17 protein-coding genes are annotated in these 17,923 nt (G+C 58.0%); 10 read left to right on the top strand and 7 right to left on the bottom strand.

Annotation, left to right across the window (positions count from 1 at the left end; genetic code table 11):
- Positions 1–21: 21 nt before the first annotated feature.
- A complete protein-coding gene (locus ACQZ6D_RS05345) occupies positions 22–798 on the bottom strand; it encodes an AAA family ATPase (protein WP_065702330.1) in 777 nt (258 codons plus the stop codon).
- Between the two features lie 200 nt (positions 799–998).
- On the opposite strand from ACQZ6D_RS05345, the gene ACQZ6D_RS05340 reads away from it, so the two are divergent.
- Complete coding sequence (locus tag ACQZ6D_RS05340) at positions 999–1,643, top strand: hypothetical protein (RefSeq protein ID WP_065702331.1); 645 nt, start codon at positions 999–1,001, stop codon at positions 1,641–1,643.
- 47 nt (positions 1,644–1,690) lie between these two features.
- Here the strand turns inward: ACQZ6D_RS05340 and ACQZ6D_RS05335 are convergent, their stop codons facing one another.
- From ACQZ6D_RS05335 to ACQZ6D_RS05310, 6 genes are all read right to left on the bottom strand, one after another.
- Positions 1,691–2,734 (bottom strand): zinc-dependent alcohol dehydrogenase family protein, encoded by a 1,044-nt coding sequence (locus ACQZ6D_RS05335; protein ID WP_065702332.1) that lies wholly within the window; start codon positions 2,732–2,734, stop codon positions 1,691–1,693.
- Positions 2,735–2,809: 75 nt separating this feature from the next.
- The gene (locus tag ACQZ6D_RS05330; protein ID WP_003513332.1) at positions 2,810–3,868 is read right to left on the bottom strand and encodes an ABC transporter ATP-binding protein; all 1,059 of its coding nucleotides are present in this window, start codon (positions 3,866–3,868) and stop codon (positions 2,810–2,812) included.
- Positions 3,869–3,881: 13 nt separating this feature from the next.
- The gene (locus ACQZ6D_RS05325; RefSeq protein WP_003513330.1) at positions 3,882–4,664 is read right to left on the bottom strand and encodes an ABC transporter permease; all 783 of its coding nucleotides are present in this window, start codon (positions 4,662–4,664) and stop codon (positions 3,882–3,884) included.
- Positions 4,661–5,545, bottom strand: coding sequence for an ABC transporter permease (locus tag ACQZ6D_RS05320; protein WP_003513327.1), 885 nt, complete (start codon positions 5,543–5,545; stop codon positions 4,661–4,663). The genes ACQZ6D_RS05325 and ACQZ6D_RS05320 overlap by 4 nt, the downstream gene beginning before the upstream one ends.
- 202 nt (positions 5,546–5,747) lie before the next feature.
- The gene (locus ACQZ6D_RS05315; protein WP_003513325.1) at positions 5,748–6,854 is read right to left on the bottom strand and encodes an ABC transporter substrate-binding protein; all 1,107 of its coding nucleotides are present in this window, start codon (positions 6,852–6,854) and stop codon (positions 5,748–5,750) included.
- Positions 6,855–7,142: 288 nt separating this feature from the next.
- Positions 7,143–8,021 carry a MurR/RpiR family transcriptional regulator gene (locus ACQZ6D_RS05310; RefSeq protein ID WP_003513323.1) on the bottom strand — a complete coding sequence of 293 codons (879 nt, stop codon included), beginning with the start codon at positions 8,019–8,021 and terminating at the stop codon, positions 7,143–7,145.
- A gap of 177 nt (positions 8,022–8,198) precedes the next feature.
- On the opposite strand from ACQZ6D_RS05310, the gene ACQZ6D_RS05305 reads away from it, so the two are divergent.
- From ACQZ6D_RS05305 to ACQZ6D_RS05265, 9 genes are all read left to right on the top strand, one after another.
- Positions 8,199–8,972: an N-formylglutamate amidohydrolase gene (locus tag ACQZ6D_RS05305; protein ID WP_111790690.1), complete on the top strand. Its 774-nt coding sequence runs from the start codon at positions 8,199–8,201 to the stop codon at positions 8,970–8,972.
- 212 nt (positions 8,973–9,184) lie between these two features.
- Positions 9,185–10,699, top strand: coding sequence for an amino acid permease (locus ACQZ6D_RS05300; RefSeq protein WP_003513319.1), 1,515 nt, complete (start codon positions 9,185–9,187; stop codon positions 10,697–10,699).
- 64 nt (positions 10,700–10,763) lie between these two features.
- Positions 10,764–12,128 (top strand): glutamine synthetase family protein, encoded by a 1,365-nt coding sequence (locus tag ACQZ6D_RS05295; protein ID WP_448729637.1) that lies wholly within the window; start codon positions 10,764–10,766, stop codon positions 12,126–12,128.
- Positions 12,129–12,146: 18 nt separating this feature from the next.
- Positions 12,147–13,535 (top strand): aldehyde dehydrogenase family protein, encoded by a 1,389-nt coding sequence (locus tag ACQZ6D_RS05290; protein WP_013636539.1) that lies wholly within the window; start codon positions 12,147–12,149, stop codon positions 13,533–13,535.
- Positions 13,532–14,677 carry an iron-containing alcohol dehydrogenase gene (locus ACQZ6D_RS05285; RefSeq protein WP_003513312.1) on the top strand — a complete coding sequence of 382 codons (1,146 nt, stop codon included), beginning with the start codon at positions 13,532–13,534 and terminating at the stop codon, positions 14,675–14,677. Before ACQZ6D_RS05290 ends, ACQZ6D_RS05285 begins: the two co-directional genes overlap by 4 nt.
- A 9-nt stretch (positions 14,678–14,686) precedes the next feature.
- On the top strand, positions 14,687–15,070 hold the full coding sequence (locus ACQZ6D_RS05280) for a hypothetical protein (protein WP_035251832.1): 384 nt from the start codon (positions 14,687–14,689) through the stop codon (positions 15,068–15,070).
- A gap of 161 nt (positions 15,071–15,231) precedes the next feature.
- Positions 15,232–15,948, top strand: a complete 717-nt coding sequence (locus tag ACQZ6D_RS05275) for a ParA family protein (protein ID WP_038491666.1) — start codon at positions 15,232–15,234, stop codon at positions 15,946–15,948.
- Positions 15,949–16,007: 59 nt separating this feature from the next.
- Positions 16,008–16,655: a TetR/AcrR family transcriptional regulator gene (locus ACQZ6D_RS05270; protein ID WP_026330777.1), complete on the top strand. Its 648-nt coding sequence runs from the start codon at positions 16,008–16,010 to the stop codon at positions 16,653–16,655.
- A gap of 46 nt (positions 16,656–16,701) precedes the next feature.
- Positions 16,702–17,907, top strand: a complete 1,206-nt coding sequence (locus tag ACQZ6D_RS05265) for an MFS transporter (protein ID WP_306625851.1) — start codon at positions 16,702–16,704, stop codon at positions 17,905–17,907.
- Positions 17,908–17,923 lie beyond the last annotated feature (16 nt).

Raw genomic sequence — 17,923 nt, 5'->3', positions numbered from 1 at the left:
GATTTCAAGCCTTATCAGCTCCTAATCGCTCAGGAATTTTGATGGACGATCAAGAAAGCGCCGCAGGAAACTGATGTTTTCCAGCTCGTCATAAAGACGCTCGGTGATGCCGCTCTCGTCGAAGTAATAAATCGTCGCTTCGGGAATGGCCAAGAGCACCGGCGAATGGGTTGCGATGATCAACTGCCCACCACTATCTGCCGTGTGACGGACGATAGCCGCAAGCTCCAGCTGCTTTTGCGGTGAAAGAGGACTTTCCGGTTCATCGAGAAAATAAAGGCCGGCGCCGTGCAGGCGCTGCTGCATGATATCGAGAAATCCCTCGCCATGCGAACGCCGGTCTATGACGTTGCTTCTGACGATATGCCTGAAAGTGTCCGGTGTTTCCTCGGGAAAATCTTCGCCTCTTTTCAGGGCTTTTTCCCGCTCCCAGCGAAAGTCATCCAGGGTCTCTTCATTCTGCTTGCGGATGTAGCCAAGCACGTCTTCGGCGCGCATGAACATGCGGATTTTCGGGTATTTCTTGCGGGCGAAATAGAATGCCTTCGCCACGGTTTCCGCATGCTGAAGATAGAGGTCGCCGGCAACCTGTCCATGATTGCCGATGGCATAGGCCGTCATTCCGGCCGCCAGCCCTTCCAGCAGCGTGGATTTGCCGGAGCCGTTATTGCCGGCGAAAAAGGTGATCGGCGTCTTGAATTCGAGGCGTTCCAGCTGGCGCAGCGCCGGAACGGTAAAGGGGTATTCGTCCCTTCGGTCCGGAGTTTCCTTCATGGTCACGCTGTCGAGAAACAGCATTTTCAATCCTCTTTATCGATGCTTCTTTTTCTGTGCGTCCGTTTGCGGCGGAAGAGGAGTATATTATATTGGTGTATATTATAAGTATCAAAATTATATCTGTGTATTTTCAAAGTAATTAAATGAATAGTCATCGATTAAATTTTATATTAAGGCGATTGTAGAAATATATCCCGATATTTTTGTATTGCGGGGAAGATATGAATCAGATTGCGCTGGTTTACGTCGCCATGATATTTTTGTTCGCGTCTGCTGTGGATGCCGATGCCAAGCGTTTTCGGTTTTTTGCGGTGCCTGGCTTCAGTCGCGGTGAGACGATCGACAGGGTCTACGACTTGCCAAATCAAACGACTTTCGTGGTGGAAGGGAAGTTCTTTGACCTCGGTTATCTGAACAGCAGTAGTGGCGACGCTTATGTTCTTTATAATGGCGACCAATACGTGAAGTTGGACGAGGTGGGCCTTAAGGGCATTTCCAGTATGCTTGGATTTGACCCTACCGTCGAGGACCGCAAAAAACGTGCGGCGGCTTCGGAGGCGGCTGAGCCTGTAGGGAGACTGATAGGTGGGTTTGTGCTGCTCGTGGGCCTGTTCGTGCTCCTGCGCAGGGGTATTCGCTGGTACTATCGGTCGGGTAGCAGAAACGCTCGTCTCGAGCGGGAAGATATCGAGGAGGTCGTCGAATTACCGGAACCCCGTCCGCCGACCATACGTCAGCAACGTGCGCCAGTTACCCAGGATTATACGCCCGCTCTCAATGAGGTTGCACCGCCGACCAGAAGACCGGAGGCCGCGCCAAATCGCGCGGGGATGGCAGTCCGGCCGTTCGGACGCAGGAATGCCTGATGCCGTCTAGACAAACGGCATTTTCCAGGACGTTCCGGCTGTGACTGTTATTCGAACCTGTCGATGATGCTGATGCCACTTTCCTGGAAACGGTCCATGGCGGGAAGGGCGGTGATGGCATCGGAAAGGGTGATGTGGCGGCCGATCAGTTTTTCGGGCGCGAGCTTACCGCTCTCGATCATCGCCAGCATGTCTTCGTAGCGCCATGCCTGCATGCCGTGGCTGCCGTAAATCTCCAGCTCGTGGGCAATCACCCGGGCCATGGGGATGGCTGGCATGGCGTGATCGGCCAGCATCAGCCCTACCTGAACGTGGCGCCCGCGCCGGCGCAGGTTGCTGATGGAATTGCAGCAGGTCTGCGGGTGGCCAAGCGCGTCGATAGAGACATGCGCGCCGCCGCCGGTCACTTCGCGCACCGCCTCCGTAACATCGGCAACCGAGCGGCTGTTGATGGTGGCGGTTGCGCCGAGTTGGCGGGCAAGTTCGAGCTTGTCTTCCGCAATGTCGATGGCGACGACCTGAGCGCCGAGGCCTGCGCCGATCATGATGGCGGAGAGGCCGACGCCGCCGCAGCCATGTACCGCCAGCCACTCGCCGCCTTTCAGGCGACCCTGGTCCGTCACAGCCCGGAAGGACGTGGCGAAACGGCAGCCGAGACCGGCGGCAGTTGCGTAGCTCATCGTATCAGGCAGATGAACAAGGTTCTGGTCCGCGTAATCGATGGCGACATATTCGGCGAAAGAACCCCAATGGGTGAAGCCGGGCTGGAACTGCGTCTCACACACCTGTTGATTGCCGGAGCGGCATTCATGGCAACGGCCGCAGCCGGAAACGAAGGGAACGGTGACACGGTCGCCTGTCTTGAACCTGGTAACGTTCTTTCCGACCGCGGCGATAACGCCGGCGAATTCGTGGCCGGGGACATGCGGCAGGCGAATATCCGTATCGTGGCCCATCCAGCCATGCCAGTCGCTGCGGCAGAGGCCCGTCGCCTTCACCTCGATGACCACGCCGTCGTCGGTCGGCTCCGGATCAGGCAGGGATGCCATAATCGGGGTCTCGCCGAACAGTTCGTAAAAAAGCGCGCGCATCCTGGCCTCACATTGTCGGTAAGCAGATTTGAATTATACCTGCTCTATCTGCTTCCGACGCTGGAGAAAAGCCATTTAATCTTTGATCACCATAAGATCACCAGCCGCGAATTTAAGCGTTACTTGTTCGCCCAGGGCGGGCGGTGCGGTGCCGGGATCGTTGAACATGTCGAAAGACAAGGTCGAACCGCCGAGATCAAGACGGGTTCGGATGACCGAACCCAGGAACTGGCTTGAGGTGACGATACCGGAAATAGCGACGTCTCCCTTTGCGTCAGCCCCGAGAGCTCCTGCTTCCGGGCGCAAGGCGAGGGTGATTTTTTCACCGTTTGCAACATCGACCGGCTTGTGGAGCGTCACGTTCTGCTCTCCGACACGGATTGTGCTGGTAGAGGAATCGACGACGGTTGCGTCGATCAGGTTCAGCGTGCCGACGAAGGAGGCGACAAACCGGGTCGCGGGCTTGTTGTAGATATCGAAGGGCGAACCGATCTGGTCGGCGCGGCCGGAATTCATGACAACGATACGGTCGGAGATCGACAGGGCCTCTTCCTGATCGTGGGTCACGAAAATCGTGGTGATGCCGAGCTTTCGCTGGATCTGGCGGATTTCTTCGCGCAGCGATACGCGGATCTTGGCATCGAGCGCGGAAAGCGGCTCGTCCAGCAGAAGCACTTCCGGCTTCGGGGCCAATGCGCGGGCAAGCGCCACGCGCTGCTGCTGGCCGCCTGACATCTGGTAGGGGTAACGATCCGCCAGATGCTCCAGATGGATGAGCTGAAGCATTTCCTTCACGCGTGCATCGATCTCGGCTTTCGGCTTGCCGGCGACTTTGAGCCCGAAGGCGACATTTTCGTAGACGTTCATGTTGGGGAACAGCGCATAGGCCTGAAACACCATGCCGATATTGCGCTGGTTGGGCCTGAGCGTCGTCTGGTCCTTGCCATTGATGACGATCGATCCGCCGGTAGGGATTTCGAAACCGGCGATCATGCGCAGCACGGTGGTCTTGCCGCAGCCCGACGGGCCTAGAAAGGAGACGAACTCGCCCTTTTCGATGGCCATGTTGAAATCATGGACGACCTGTACGGAGCCGAAGGATTTCTTGATATTGCTAAGTGTCAAAAAGCTCATGAAAATCTTGTCCTCAGGCCTTGGGAGGCGCGCCCTTCTGGTAGCGTGAAACGAGTTGGATCAACCCAAGGCAACCCCAGGTGATGCCGAAGGAGATCACGGCAAGTGCAGCCGGTTCATAGGCGCGGTTGGCGCCAAGCAGCTGCATATAGGGGCCAAAGGCCGGGCGGTTCAAAAGGGCGGCCATGGTGAATTCACCGATGACGATGGCGAAGGTCAAAAACGCACCTGACAGCACGGCGACCAGAACATTGGGCAGGATGATGCGCGACAGAATGGTCGTCCACCCCGCGCCAAGGCTCTGCGCCGCTTCCGTCAGCGTCGAGACGTCGATGGTCCTCAGACCAGTATCGACGGCGCGGTACATGTAGGGCAAGGCTAGCGTGGCATAACCGAACATCAAAAGCAGGTTGGTGCCGAAGGTCGTGCCGGTCAGCGGAAGCCAGCTGGAGGTGTTGTAAAGCCTGATATAACCGAACACGATGACGATGGCCGGGATGACCAGCGGCAGGAGCGTGATGAATTCGATATAGGGGCGCAGGCCCGGCAGTTTGAGGCGGACCCAATAGGCCGTGGGCACCACCAGCAGCACACCGAAAACGATGGTGAAGAGAGCCATCACCACAGAATAGCTGAAGGTTTCCTGAAAACGCGGGTCGGTGAGCACCTTGCCATAGGCGTCGAAGGAATATTCACCGCGGCGCATTTTCAGCGAGAAGTTGGTCATGCCGATCAGCGGCAGGGCGAAATAGAGCAGGCCGAAGATCAGCGCGCCCCAGGCGAAAAATTTCTTCATTTGAGCCACCTTTCGCTACGGGCGCGCAGCCAGATGTAAAGCGCATTGGCAATGCCGGTGACGACGATCATGCCGAAGGCGAGAGCGTAACCGAGATGCGGATTGCCGAGAACGTCGCCGCGGATCTGCGCGAAAAGCAGGATGGGCACGATGTTGAGCGACGAGCCGGTAAGCGCGATCGCGGTGGCCACCGCACCGAAGGCATTGGCAAACAGCAGCGACATGGTGCCAAGCAACGATGGCAGGAGGATGGGGAAGGCCACCATGCGCCAATATTGCACGCCGGTCGCGCCAAGGATTTCCGCAGCTTCGCGCCACTCGCGCTTCAATCCGTCAAGCGCCGGCGTGATGATGAGGATCATCAGCGGAATCTGGAAGAACAGATAGGTGACGGTCAGGCCCCAGAAGGACAGGATGTTGAAGCCGAGGAGTCTCAGATCAATGCCGATCTGCGTCTTTAAAAACACGGTGAGTAGGCCGACCGGGCCGAGTGTGGCGATGAAGGCGAAGGCGAGCGGCACGCCGGCAAATTGCGATGCGACGCCCGAAAATGTCAGGAGTGGTCCGCGAATGCGCTGCGGCAGACCGCCCAGAACCACGGCGGCGGCGACGGCAAAACCAATCAGGCAGCCAAGAGCCGCCGAGGCGAGGCTGATCTTGATCGAAATCCAGTAGGCCGCGAGGATGGACGAGGTGAAAAGCCCGGCGACGTTTTCCAGCGTCAGGCTGCCATCGGGACGCTGGAATGCACCGACCACGATTTTCATCGTCGGAAAAATCAGAAACAGCAGAACAAAAACAGCAAAAGGTACGACGCCTAACCAATGAAGCGGCAACTTTCTGCCCGCATCGGATGGTCCGCCGGTGTTGGTTGATGGCATGCCTGGTCCCCAAACGCCGTCTTCAAACGGTCTGTCTATAAAGTTCTTTATTATCGCACGTCCGGTTAAAACGGAATCGTCAGACGCACTTTCGATCTTTGTTTTGTGCAATTTCCGGGGGTAAAACCTAGGGAGTTTTACCTGAAATGCTCTCAAAGAAGCACCCCGGCTTTTTGAAAAGCCGGGGTGTATTTTTCAAAGGTTACTTCACGTTCGCGCCGACGACGCTGTCCCAGCCGCCGGTAACGGCGGCCTTGTTGGCGTCGACATCTTCGAGCGTCGGGAAGATTGCCTTTTCATAGGCTGCTGCCGGCGGCAGGCTGTCGATCAGTTCCTGCGGAACCTTGCCGGCCTTGACCATCGCGTTGAAGCGGATCGGGTGGCAATAACCCTTCAGCCAACCGAGCTGACCGTCGTCGGAATAGAGGTGTTCCATCCAGAGCTTGGCAGCGTTCGGATGCGGGGCGTAAGCGGAAATGCCCTGAACGTAAACGCCAGCCAGAACGCCTTTTTCCGGAACCACGACTTCCGTGGGCGGGTTGTCGTTCAGTGTCTTCTTCCAGGAGAGCGCGTTATAGTCCCAGGCGACGATGATCGGGGTAGCACCCTGTGCCAGCGTGCCAGCCTTGCCGATGACTGGCAGGAAGTTGCCAGCCTTGTTGAGCTCGGCGAAATATTTCAGGCCAGCCTCACCGGCTTCCTTGCCGGACTTCGCACCGCTGGCAAGACCGGCGGCGAGAACGCCGAGGATAGCCTGGTTGGAAGCGCGCGGATCGCCGGCAAGCGCTACCTGACCGGAATATTCCGGCTTCTGCAGGTCGGCCCAATCCTTCGGCACGTTCTTGACGAGGTCCTTGTTCACGAAGAAGGACATCACGCCGTAATAGTCGCCGTACCAGTAACCTTCCGGATCCTTGACGTTGTCAGGGATTTCGTCCCAGGTGGAGACCTTGTAAGGCTGCAGCAGGCCTTCGGCCTTCATCTGCGGGCCGAAAGCGAGACCGACGTCGACAACGTCAGGAGCCTGCGGGCCCTTGTTGTCCTTGTTCGCCTTTACCGCTTCGACTTCATCGGCAGAGCCGGCGTCGGGGTTGAGTTCGTTGACGGTGATTTCCGGATATTTCGCCTTGAAAGCGGCGATGACGTCGCCGTAACCACACCAGTCGTGCGGCAGCGCGACGGTGGTCAGCATGCCTTCCTTCTTGGCGGCAGCGATCAGTTCGGCGCTTGGCGCAGCGGCAGCGATCGCGGTGGAGGCCATTACCAGAGCGGTGGTGGCAGCAAGCAGTCGACGGCAATGAGAGATCACTTTTTTCTCCTCTTCGTGTTCTCGTATTACGGACGCTGATACGGATTCTGGATGAAGCTAATGTGACGGCTGGATTGCAATTTATTTATCCGGATTCCGTCACTTTACGCCCATTTTCCGCCATTACCCGGCTTTGTGCCTGCAATCGCGGGGTAATCCCATCATCATTCGTGTTGGACAGATATGTTCCCCAGCTTGTTTTTATCCCGCTTTATCGCGCTGGTAGCGATTTCAGGTATCCAATCAGCCGGCGGTTTCCGCGTCAAGCACTGTGCCGGCTACTAATGTTCATGTCCGGTCCGGCCTGCGGAACAGACGCGTCTGCTCGAACAGGCCTTCCAGCGCGTTCATGCGCTCCTTGGTTTCATCCCAGGTGCTGCTCTGCACCGCTTCGATCAGCGCTTCGACGACAAACAATGTAACGACCGATGAATCCCATGCCGAGGGGGCTTCGATCTTCACACGGAAGGTGTGCAGCGCGTGGCGCGCCACCGGCGATGTCCACTGATCCGTGAAAAGAATGATCTGTACGCCGTTTGCCTTCGCCACCTCGGCAAGCGTCGTCATGTCGTGCTCATAACGGCGGATGTCGAAGATCACCAGCACATCGCCGGCGCTCATATTCAACATATATTGAGGCCAGGCGCTGGAGTTGGACGACATCAGCGTCGTCTTTGGCCGGATCACCTGCATATGCGTGAAAAAATATTCGGCAATCGCGCCGGTGATGCGCCCGCCGACGAAATAGATGCTGCGTTTGCGGTCCGAGAGCAGCCTTGCGGCATTGTCGAAGACCGCGGTGTCGAGATCGCTCAAAGTGTCGCGCAGATTGCCCGTTATGGCGTCGGCGAAACGGTTGAGAATATGCAGACCCGGCGCATTGGTTGCCCAGCGGTCATGTTTGGCAACCGGGCCGGAGATCGTCGCTTCCAGTTCCTGGTGCAGATGGGCCTGAAACTCCGGGTAACCTTTGTATCCGAGCTTCTGCACCATGCGCGCCACCGTCGGCGTCGAAACACCCGCATTTTCGGCAATCGTGGTGATGCTGCCGAGACCCGAGACGGGGTAGTTGCCGAGAAGGCTCTCCGCCAGCCGTTTTTCCGAACGGGTCAGCGCGTCATAGTGGGCATGGATGACATCCGACACGGTGGCCGTCGTACTGCGCAAATCTTTCCCCTTCCGGTCTTTTTGCCGGTGTATGGGCGAATATAAGCATCTGTGCCAGCTATCGAGTCAATGGGGAAAATGAAGAGAAAATTTCAAAATTCCATTTGACACTCGCGATAATGTGAAGAATTCTTTTCGTCATCGGCGGGATGGCAGGTTTCGGGGCGGGATGCGTGCATGACGGTGCGTTCACGGTTTTTCACGGAAGCGGAAGGACAGGCTGTCGGCGTCGAGAACGCCGCAGCAAAGGGCGACGTCGTTCTGGTCTGCGAACATGCTTCAGCCACCATCCCGGAAAAACTCGGTACGCTCGGTCTTTCGCCGGACGTGCTTTCGAGCCATGCGGCCTGGGATCCGGGTGCCTTGGCGGTTGCAAGGCTGCTTTCGCAGAAGCTTGATGCCACGCTCATTCATCAGCGGTTTTCGCGCCTGGTCTATGATTGCAACCGGCCGCCGGAATCGCCTTCTGCCATGCCGGTCAAAAGCGAGATTTACAATATTCCCGGCAATCTCGATCTGAGCGATGCGGAACGGTTTGCCCGAACCTCGGCGCTTTACGTGCCGTTTCACGACCGTGTCAGTGAGATTATTGCCGAGCGGCAGGACCGCGGCCGCAAGGTGGTGGTGGTGACCATTCACAGTTTCACGCCGGTCTATCACGGTCAGTTCCGTGAAGTGCAGATCGGCATCCTGCACGATACTGACAGCCGGCTGGCCGATGCGATGCTGGTGGGCGCCGAGGGTTCTGCGCTCACGGTAAAGCGCAACGATCCCTACGGTCCGGAAGACGGTGTAACGCATACATTGCGGCTGCATGCGCTGCCGGACGGACTTTTGAACGTCATGATCGAGATCCGCAACGATCTGATCGCCAATGAAGGAGACCAATCGGTAATTGCCGATTTTCTCCACGAGCTTATGGGGAAGGCGCTCTCATCAATCGATGAGTGAGGGAGCAATGGGGCGGCTTATGGTGAAAACACCGCGGCCGACCGTCAATTAGACTGCCGCAATCGACAAAAGCCGGAACGGCATGAAGCGGCAAGGGAACAGCAGATGCGTGCGGCGCAGTGCGGGAAACCTCCCGGGCGATGCCGGAAACTGGGGGCACAATCGGCCAATAACGGCTGGCTGGCTTTTTTTTCTATTAAGGAGAGAAGGGCATGGACGGTTCATCATCAGGCGTCAGCTACAAGAAGGCTGATGCATCCTATTTCGAAAAACGCGGACTATCCCGATACGCGGGCGTGTGGTCGCTGTGGTCGCTTGGCGTCGGCGCGGTTATATCAGGGCATTTTTCCGGATGGAATTTCGGTTTTTCCACCGGCGGCTGGGGTGGCATGCTGGTGGCGGGCATCATCATCGCCATTATGTATCTCGGGCTGACATTCTCGATTGCGGAAATGAGCCCGGCGCTGCCGCACACGGGTGCTGCCTATTCCTTTGCCCGCACGGCCATGGGCCCGTGGGGCGGTTTCGTCACCGGACTTTGCGAGAATGTCGAATATGTGCTGACGCCGGCGGTCGTCGTTACCTTCATCACCGCCTATGTGAACTCCATTCTCGGCCTCGATCCGGCCTATTCACCCTTCGTGTGGATAGCCTTCTACGCGATCTTCCTTGCTCTCAACGTCTTCGGACTTGAGCTTTCCTTCAAGGTCACCCTGGTCATCACGCTGATTTCACTCGGCGTTCTGGTGTTCTTCTGGGTTAGCGCCATTCCGAACATGGATTTTTCGCGTTACGCGCTTAATATCGGTGTCGGACCCGATGGCAAGGCTGTGGAGCTGCCGGAAGGCAACGGTTCCTTTTTCCCATTTGGTTTTTCGGGCGTTCTTGCCACGCTGCCTTTTGCGGTCTGGCTGTTTCTCGCCATCGAGCAGCTGCCGCTGGCGGCTGAAGAATCCGTTGATCCGAAACGCGATATGCCCAAGGGTATCATTCTCGGCGTCATCACGCTGATGGTTTCGGCCTTCATGATCGTGTTGCTGAACCCGTCACTACCGGGCGTCGGCGCCTTTCATCTCAGCTCGTCCCTTGAACCGCTGCTGGATGGCTTCAAGGCGATCTACGGCGATGGCGGCGTGGTGCTGCTTGGTCTCGTGGCATTGACCGGCCTGATTGCCAGCTTCCATACGATCCTCTATGCGCAGGGCCGCCAGATCTATTCGCTGTCGCGTGCGGGTTACTTCCCGACAGTGCTGTCAATCACTCATTCGAAATACCGGACGCCATACGTTGCCAATATTGCCGGCGCGCTCGTCGGCCTTGCGGTCATGCTCGTCATCTGGTTCTCGCTGGGTGCGGAACAGGGCGGCAGCATCATCGGCAGCGTGCTTTTGAACATGGCCGTGTTCGGTGCGATGTTCTCCTACATCCTGCAGGCGATTTCCTTCATTCTGCTCAGGAAAAATCTGCCGCATATCGAGCGGCCGTTTCGCTCGCCCTTCGGCATTCCGGGCGCGGTGTTGACAATCATCATCGCCATCGTGACGCTGCTCTATCAGATCCAGGATCCGAACTTCACCAAGGGTGTGCTGTGGGTAGCCGTATGGTTTGCGGTTGCCATTGCCTACTTCGCCTTTGTCGGACGCCATCGCCTCATCCTGTCGCCGGAAGAGGAGTTCGCGCTGGAGCACAAGCAGGCTGCCATGGCAGCGGCGGCTGCAAAGGCCTGATGCTCGAACTGACGGGCGGCCGCATACCGGCCGCCTGCTCGCCACATGAAAAGGGATGGACAAAATGACGAGCTATACATTCGACGCGCTGAAGATGGATGTGGCCGAAGGGCGCATCGACACGGTTCTGGCCTGCCTTGTCGACATGCAGGGGCGTCTGATGGGCAAACGGTTCCAGGCGGAGTTTTTCGTTGAAAGCGCCTTTGAGGAAACCCATAGCTGCAACTATGTGCTTGCCACCGACATGGAGATGGAAACCGTTCCCGGTTACAAATCCTCAAGCTGGGAAAAGGGCTATGGCGACTATACGCTGAAGCCCGACCTTTCGACGCTGCGGAAGGTGCCGTGGCTGGAAGGCACGGCGCTGGTTCTGTGCGATGTGCTCGATCACCACACCCATGAAGAAGTGCCGCATTCGCCGCGCGCGCTGCTGAAAAAGCAGGTGGCGCGGCTGGAGGCGATGGGGCTTAAGGCCTATATGGCCACCGAGCTCGAATTTTTCCTGTTCGACCAGACCTTCGATGCGGCACGCGCCAGCGGCTACAGGGACCTGAACCTCGCCAGCGGCTACAACGAAGACTATCATATCTTCCAGACGACCAAGGAAGAGGACGTCATGCGGGCGCTGCGCAAGGGCCTGCAGGGTGCGGGAATTCCGGTCGAGAATTCCAAGGGCGAGGCGTCTCCCGGTCAGGCGGAAATCAATGTGCGTTATGCCGAGGCGCTGACCATGGCCGACCGGCACGCCATCATCAAAAACGCCACCAAGGAGATCGCCTGGTCGAAGGGTAAGGCGGTGACGTTCCTTGCCAAGTGGAACTACAATGCCGCTGGCAGTTCCTCGCATATCCACCAGTCGCTGTGGAGCCTGGATGGCAAGCCGGCTTTCCTCGACAAGGATTGCGAACACGGCATGTCGGATGTGATGCGGCATTATGTTGCCGGGCTTCTGGCGCATGCCAGCGACATCACCTATTTCCTGGCGCCCTACATCAATTCCTACAAGCGGTTCATGGCTGGCACCTTCGCGCCGACCAAGGCGATATGGAGCCTCGACAACCGCACGGCAGGATACCGCCTTTGCGGCGCGGAAACCAAGGGCATCCGTATCGAGTGTCGTGTCGGCGGGTCGGATCTCAATCCCTATCTCGCCATGGCCGCCCTTCTTGCGGCGGGCATTGACGGCATTGAAAATAAACTCGAACTTGAGCCCGCTTTTGTCGGTGACGCCTATGGCGGGAAGGACGTGCGCGAGATACCCAAGACATTGCGCGACGCGACCGCCTTCCTGGACGGATCGAAAATGCTGCGTGAGGCCTTTGGCGACGACGTGGTCGATCACTATGTGCACGCCGCAAGGTGGGAGCAGGAAGAATACGACCGCCGCGTGACCGACTGGGAAGTGGCGCGCGGTTTCGAGAGAGCCTAATCATTACGGGAAAACATCATGACCATGATCCAGAATATCTCGCCCATCGACGGCTCGGTTTATGCCGAGCGGGAGGCGATGTCGCTGGAAGCGGCGCGCGCCGCCGTTTCTAAAGCGCGCAAGGCGCAGAAGGACTGGGCGCGACGTCCGCTTGAGGACCGTGTTCAGCTGGTTCTCAAGGGTGTGGCGCGCCTTAATGAAATGGTGGCCGAGGTGGTGCCGGAACTGGCGCATATGATGGGCCGCCCGGTTCGTTATGGCGGCGAGTTCAAGGGCTTCAACGAGCGCTCCAATTATGTCGCCTCCATTGCGGCGGATGCGTTGGCGCCGCTCGTCATCGAGGAAAGCGGCAATTTCGAACGCCGCATCGAGCGCGAAGCACATGGCGTGGTCTTCGTCATCGCGCCGTGGAACTATCCCTACATGACGGCGATCAATACCGTTGCCCCGGCTCTGATGGCCGGCAACACAGTCGTCATCAAACATGCGGCGCAAACGCTTCTCGTCGGCGAGCGGATGGTGCGGGCTTTCGTCGAGGCGGGCGTGCCTGACGATGTCTTCATCAATGTCTTCCTCGATCACGGCACGACCTCGGCGCTGATCTCCGAAGGCCTGTTCAATTTCGTCAACTTCACCGGTTCGGTGGAAGGCGGCCGAGCCATTGAGCGTGCTGCTGCCGGCACCTTCACCGGTCTCGGGCTTGAACTCGGCGGCAAGGACCCCGGCTATGTGATGGAGGATGCTGATCTCGACGCTGCCGTCGATACGCTGATGGATGGCGCGACCTATAACTCCGGGCAATGCTGCTGCGGCATCGAGCGTATCTACGTCAACGAAAACCTCTATGACGCATTCGTCGAGAAGTCCGTGGCGTGGGTGTCCAACTACAAGCTCGGCAATCCGCTGGAACAGGAAACGACACTCGGGCCGATGGCCAACAAGCGTTTCGCCAAGGTGGTGCGCGCACAGATCGCTGATGCCGTCTCAAAGGGCGCCAAGGCTTTGGTCGATCCCAAGCTTTTCCCTGCGGATGACGGCGAGAGCGCTTACGTCGCTCCGCAAGTGCTCGTCAATGTCGATCATTCCATGGAGTTCATGACCGAAGAAACCTTCGGCCCCGCTCTTGGCATCATGAAGGTGAAGAACGACGACGAGGCCATCGCCCTGATGAATGACAGCAAATATGGCCTCACCGCATCGCTCTGGACGCAGGATGCAGCGCGTGCCGGGCGTATCGGCCGTGAGATCGAAACCGGCACCGTGTTCATGAACCGTGCGGATTATCTCGATCCCGCGCTCTGCTGGACAGGTGTGAAGGAAACGGGCCGTGGCGGCTCGCTTTCCGTTCTCGGTTTCCAGAACCTGACCCGACCGAAATCCTACCATCTGAAGAAAGTCACGAAATGAATATCGTCGCCAACTGGAGCTATCCCACCGCCGTCAAGCTTGGCCGTGGCCGGATCAAGGAACTGGCGGAAGCCTGCAAGACGCTCGGCATCAAGAAGCCGCTTCTCGTCACGGATCGCGGCCTTGCCAATATGGCGATTACCGCGCATGCGCTCGATGTACTGGAAGAGGCTGGGCTCGGCCGGGCGATCTTCGCCGATGTCGATCCGAACCCCAACGAAATCAATATGGAAGCCGGCGTAAAAGCCTATCGCGATGGCGGCCATGACGGCGTCGTCGCCTTCGGCGGTGGTTCCGGCCTCGATCTTGGCAAGACCATCGCATTCATGGCCGGGCAGACGCGCCCGGTCTGGGATTTCGAGGATATCGGTGACTGGTGGACGCGGGCGGACGCCTCGAAGATTGCGCCCATCGTCGCGGTTCCGACGACGGCGGGCACCGGTTCGGAAGTTGGCCGCGCCAGCGTCATCACCAATTCGCAGACCCATGTGAAGAAGATCATCTTCCATCCGAAGCTTTTGCCCGGCGTCGTCATCTGCGATCCGGAACTGACTGTCGGCATGCCGAAGGTCATCACGGCAGGCACGGGCATGGACGCCTTTGCCCATTGCCTCGAAGCCTATTCGTCGCCGTTCTTCCATCCGATGAGCGCCGGCGTTGCGCTTGAAGGCCTGCGTCTGGTCAAGGAATTCCTGCCACGCGCCTATAAGGACGGCACGGATATCGAAGCGCGCACCAATATGATGGCGGCGGCTGCGATGGGGGCGGTTGCCTTCCAGAAGGGTCTCGGCGCCATTCACTCGCTCTCGCATCCGATCGGCGCTGTCTATAACACCCATCACGGCATGACCAATGCCGTGGTCATGCCTGCCGTCCTGCGTTTCAACCGCCCGGCCATCGAAGACAAGATTGCCCGCGCTGCCGCATATCTCGGCATTTCGGGCGGTTTCGATGGTTTCTATGATTATGTGCTGGAGCTTCGCAAGGAACTCGGCGTGCCTGATAACCTGACCGCCATGGGCATTAAGCCTGACCGCATCGACGAACTGGCGGCAGAAGCGATCAAGGATCCGAGCTGCGGCGGCAATCCGGTGCCGATGACGCTGGAGAATACCAGGAAATTGTTTGAGGACTGCTTTTAAAGGGTAGTTATGGCAGCCATGAGATTTTCAGTTTTTTCGCCATTGCTCGCAGTGGCGTTTCTAAGCCTGCCCCTTGTGGCGCAGGCCGCTTCTTTCAGGGAACTTTCCGGTCAAGGTTACAAAGTCGGAGCTCTGTCGAGCAATAAGGCGGGAATCCGGGGATGGAATTTGTCCAGGGGTTCAGACCGCTATTTCTGTGAAATGCGCGCGACTATGGCGTATTCTGGAAAGAACGGCATGGTGTCCTTCACCAGCGCCGGACGCATGATTACGCTTGATCGTGCAACCGTTGAGAAAAGGCTGGGCAGTTCCCTGAACTTGCCGAAGTACGAGGATCTAAAAGCCGGCCGCCTGCGCGCGGACGATGTGGGTTCCTGCCGAAAGCTGGCGTGATCAATCAGATGGCAAAAGCCCGCGATTTATCGCGGGCTTTTTGTTGTCCACACAAACGATCTTAGTCTTTTCTTAACCATGTTCGTTAAGGTTATGGAAAGCACCATGATTGGTTCGGTGCATGAATGAGCATGAAACGGCTCTGATCATCAGGGGATATCATGCCTGTCATTACTTTTGCCAACACCAAGGGCGGCGCGGGAAAAACAACTGCCGTATTGCTTCTGGCAACCGAACTTGCCCGCAGCGGCCACCGCGTAACGGTTCTGGATGCCGATCCGCAATTGTGGATTTCCCGCTGGCACGAATTATCAGGCGAGATCGAAAATCTCTCGGTAATTTCGCATGTCACGATGGCGTCCCTCGAGGGGCATATCCGCGAAAACAATGCCAATACCGACTGTTTCATCATCGATCTGCCGGGAGCGAAAAACCCGCTTCTGACCATGGCGCTTGGTATTTCCGACCATGTGCTGATACCGGTGCAGGGCTGCGCCATGGATGCGCGTGGGGCTGCCGAGGTTCTTGACCATATCGAGTTCCTGAACCGCAAGATGGGCAAGGCGATCGCCCACTCCATCGTGCTGACGCGGGTCAATGCCATGGTGGCGACCCGCTCGCTGCTGCTCGTCAAAATGCTGCTGGCCGAGAAGAACGTTTCGGTTCTGAATACGCCGATTGTCGAAAGAGCGGCTTATCGCGATATCTTCGATTATGGCGGAACGCTTCTCTGTCTCGACAAGGACAAGGTCAGCAATATCGACAAGGCGGTGGAGAATGCGAAAGCATTCGCGAGCGAGGTGCTAGGCCTTTTGCCGAAACGCCTATCGCGGTTCGGTACGCAACCCGCGCGCTTTTTCACCCGCAAGGCGGCTTGAAAACACTGCCAATGCCCGGACTGCTGGAGGTGCGGGCATTATTTTTGCTTGATTTGGAAATGATCATTTCCTATATTGCGATCATGACCGATACCAGCCACACCAATTCCCCGGAACAACGCCATCGCGGCAGGCCGCGCGAGTTCGATATCGACCGCGCGCTTGATGGAGCAATCCGTGTTTTTTCTAGGCGCGGGTATCACGCCACCTCTGTCGGTGATCTTACAGATGCGATGGAACTGGCGCAGGGCAGTCTCTACAAGGCTTTCAAGGACAAGAAATCCATCTTCATCGCGACGATGGAGCGCTACAGGACCTTGCAGACGGAGCGGTTTGAAGCCGCCGTTGCCGGTTATGATACCGGTTACGAGCGTTTGCGAGCCGGCCTGATGTTTTATGCGGAACGGTCGCACGGTGCCACCGGTTCGGATGGATGCCTCGTGGTTGGCGCCGCCGCCGATCTCGCCGCACTGGACGACGATATCGCTGTCGTGGTCGAGCGGGCGGTGAAGGCGAGGGAGCGGATCGTTGCCCGACTGGTGGCTGAGGGGCAGAGGGACGGTTCAGTGCAGTCGAAGACCGATCCCGATGATCTCGCCAGAGCGATGTTGTGCATGATGTACGGCATGCGGGTGGTGGGAAAGACCGGGCGCAGTCTGGAAGAGATGACGGCCGTGGTGGATATCGCCCTGAAACTTGCCGAATGATTTTGTGGCTATTTAGGAAACATTCGTTTCCATATTGGAGAAAATGATGACGACGCGTGTAGTTGAAGGGGAGGATGTTTACGAAACATCCATTTCCCCGGCCCTGACTTTTCTGCTGGCTACCGCCTGCGGACTGATTGCGGCTAATCTTTATTATGGCCAGCCCCTTGCCGGCATCATCGGAGCGGAGCTTGGCCTGTCTGCCGGCGCAACCGGTCTGATCGTGACCCTGACGCAGATCGGCTACGGCGTCGGCCTGCTGTTCGTCGTGCCGCTTGGCGATCTGGTCGAGAATCGCAGGCTGGTCGTCAGCACCGTTTCGATGGCGGTGCTTGCGCTCCTCGCGGCGGCTTTTGCCCCGCATGCGGCACCTTTTCTGATTGCGGCCTTTCTGGTCGGTATTAGTTCGGTCGCGGTGCAGGTTATCGTTCCCTATGCGGCGCACATGGCGCCGCACGCTGTTCGAGGGCGGGTGGTCGGCAATGTCATGAGCGGATTGATGGCTGGTATTATGCTGGCGCGCCCGGTTTCCAGCATCCTGTCGGAAGTGGTCTCCTGGCGCGGTGTGTTCCTGACTTCGGCTGGCGTCATGGCAATTCTCGCCATTGTGCTCTATCGCCTTTTGCCCGTTCGTGTGCCTGAGGCAAGGCTGGGTTATGGGGCGTTGATGGCCTCCATGGGCAGGCTTGCCGCCCATACGCCTATCCTGCGGCGGCGGGCGATCTATCACGCCTTCCTGTTTGCTGCCTTCAGCCTGTTCTGGACGACGACGCCGCTTTATCTGAGCGGGCCGCATTTCAATCTCAGCCAGGGCCAGATTGCGCTGTTTGCCCTTGCCGGTGCAGCAGGCACCGTCGCCGCACCGATTGCGGGGCGCATGGCTGACCGGGGCTGGACCTATGCCGCTACTTTTGCCGCGATGGTGGCAGCGGCGCTGTCATTCGCCGTCACGCATCTTGCGCCGGAAGGATCGCATCTGGCACTCGGCATTCTCGTGGTCGCCGCCATCGTTCTCGATTTCGGCGTCACCACCAATCTGGTGCTGGGTCAGCGCGCCATCTTCACGCTCGGGGCGGAATTCCGCAGCCGTCTGAACGGCGTCTACATGGCGACATTTTTCATGGGCGGTGCGATTGGCTCTGCCGTCGGCGGCTGGGCCTATTCCGTCGGGGAATGGGGTGCTGCGTCCTGGGTCGGCTTTGCTTTACCAGCGGCGGCGCTGCTTTACTTCCTGACTGAAAAGCGCGGATAACATTCATCAACGAAAA

The organism is Agrobacterium sp. 22-3639C2 (assembly GCF_053522105.1).
The sequence above is the reverse complement of the archived record's forward strand: the minus strand, read 5'-3'. Positions and strand labels throughout refer to the sequence as shown.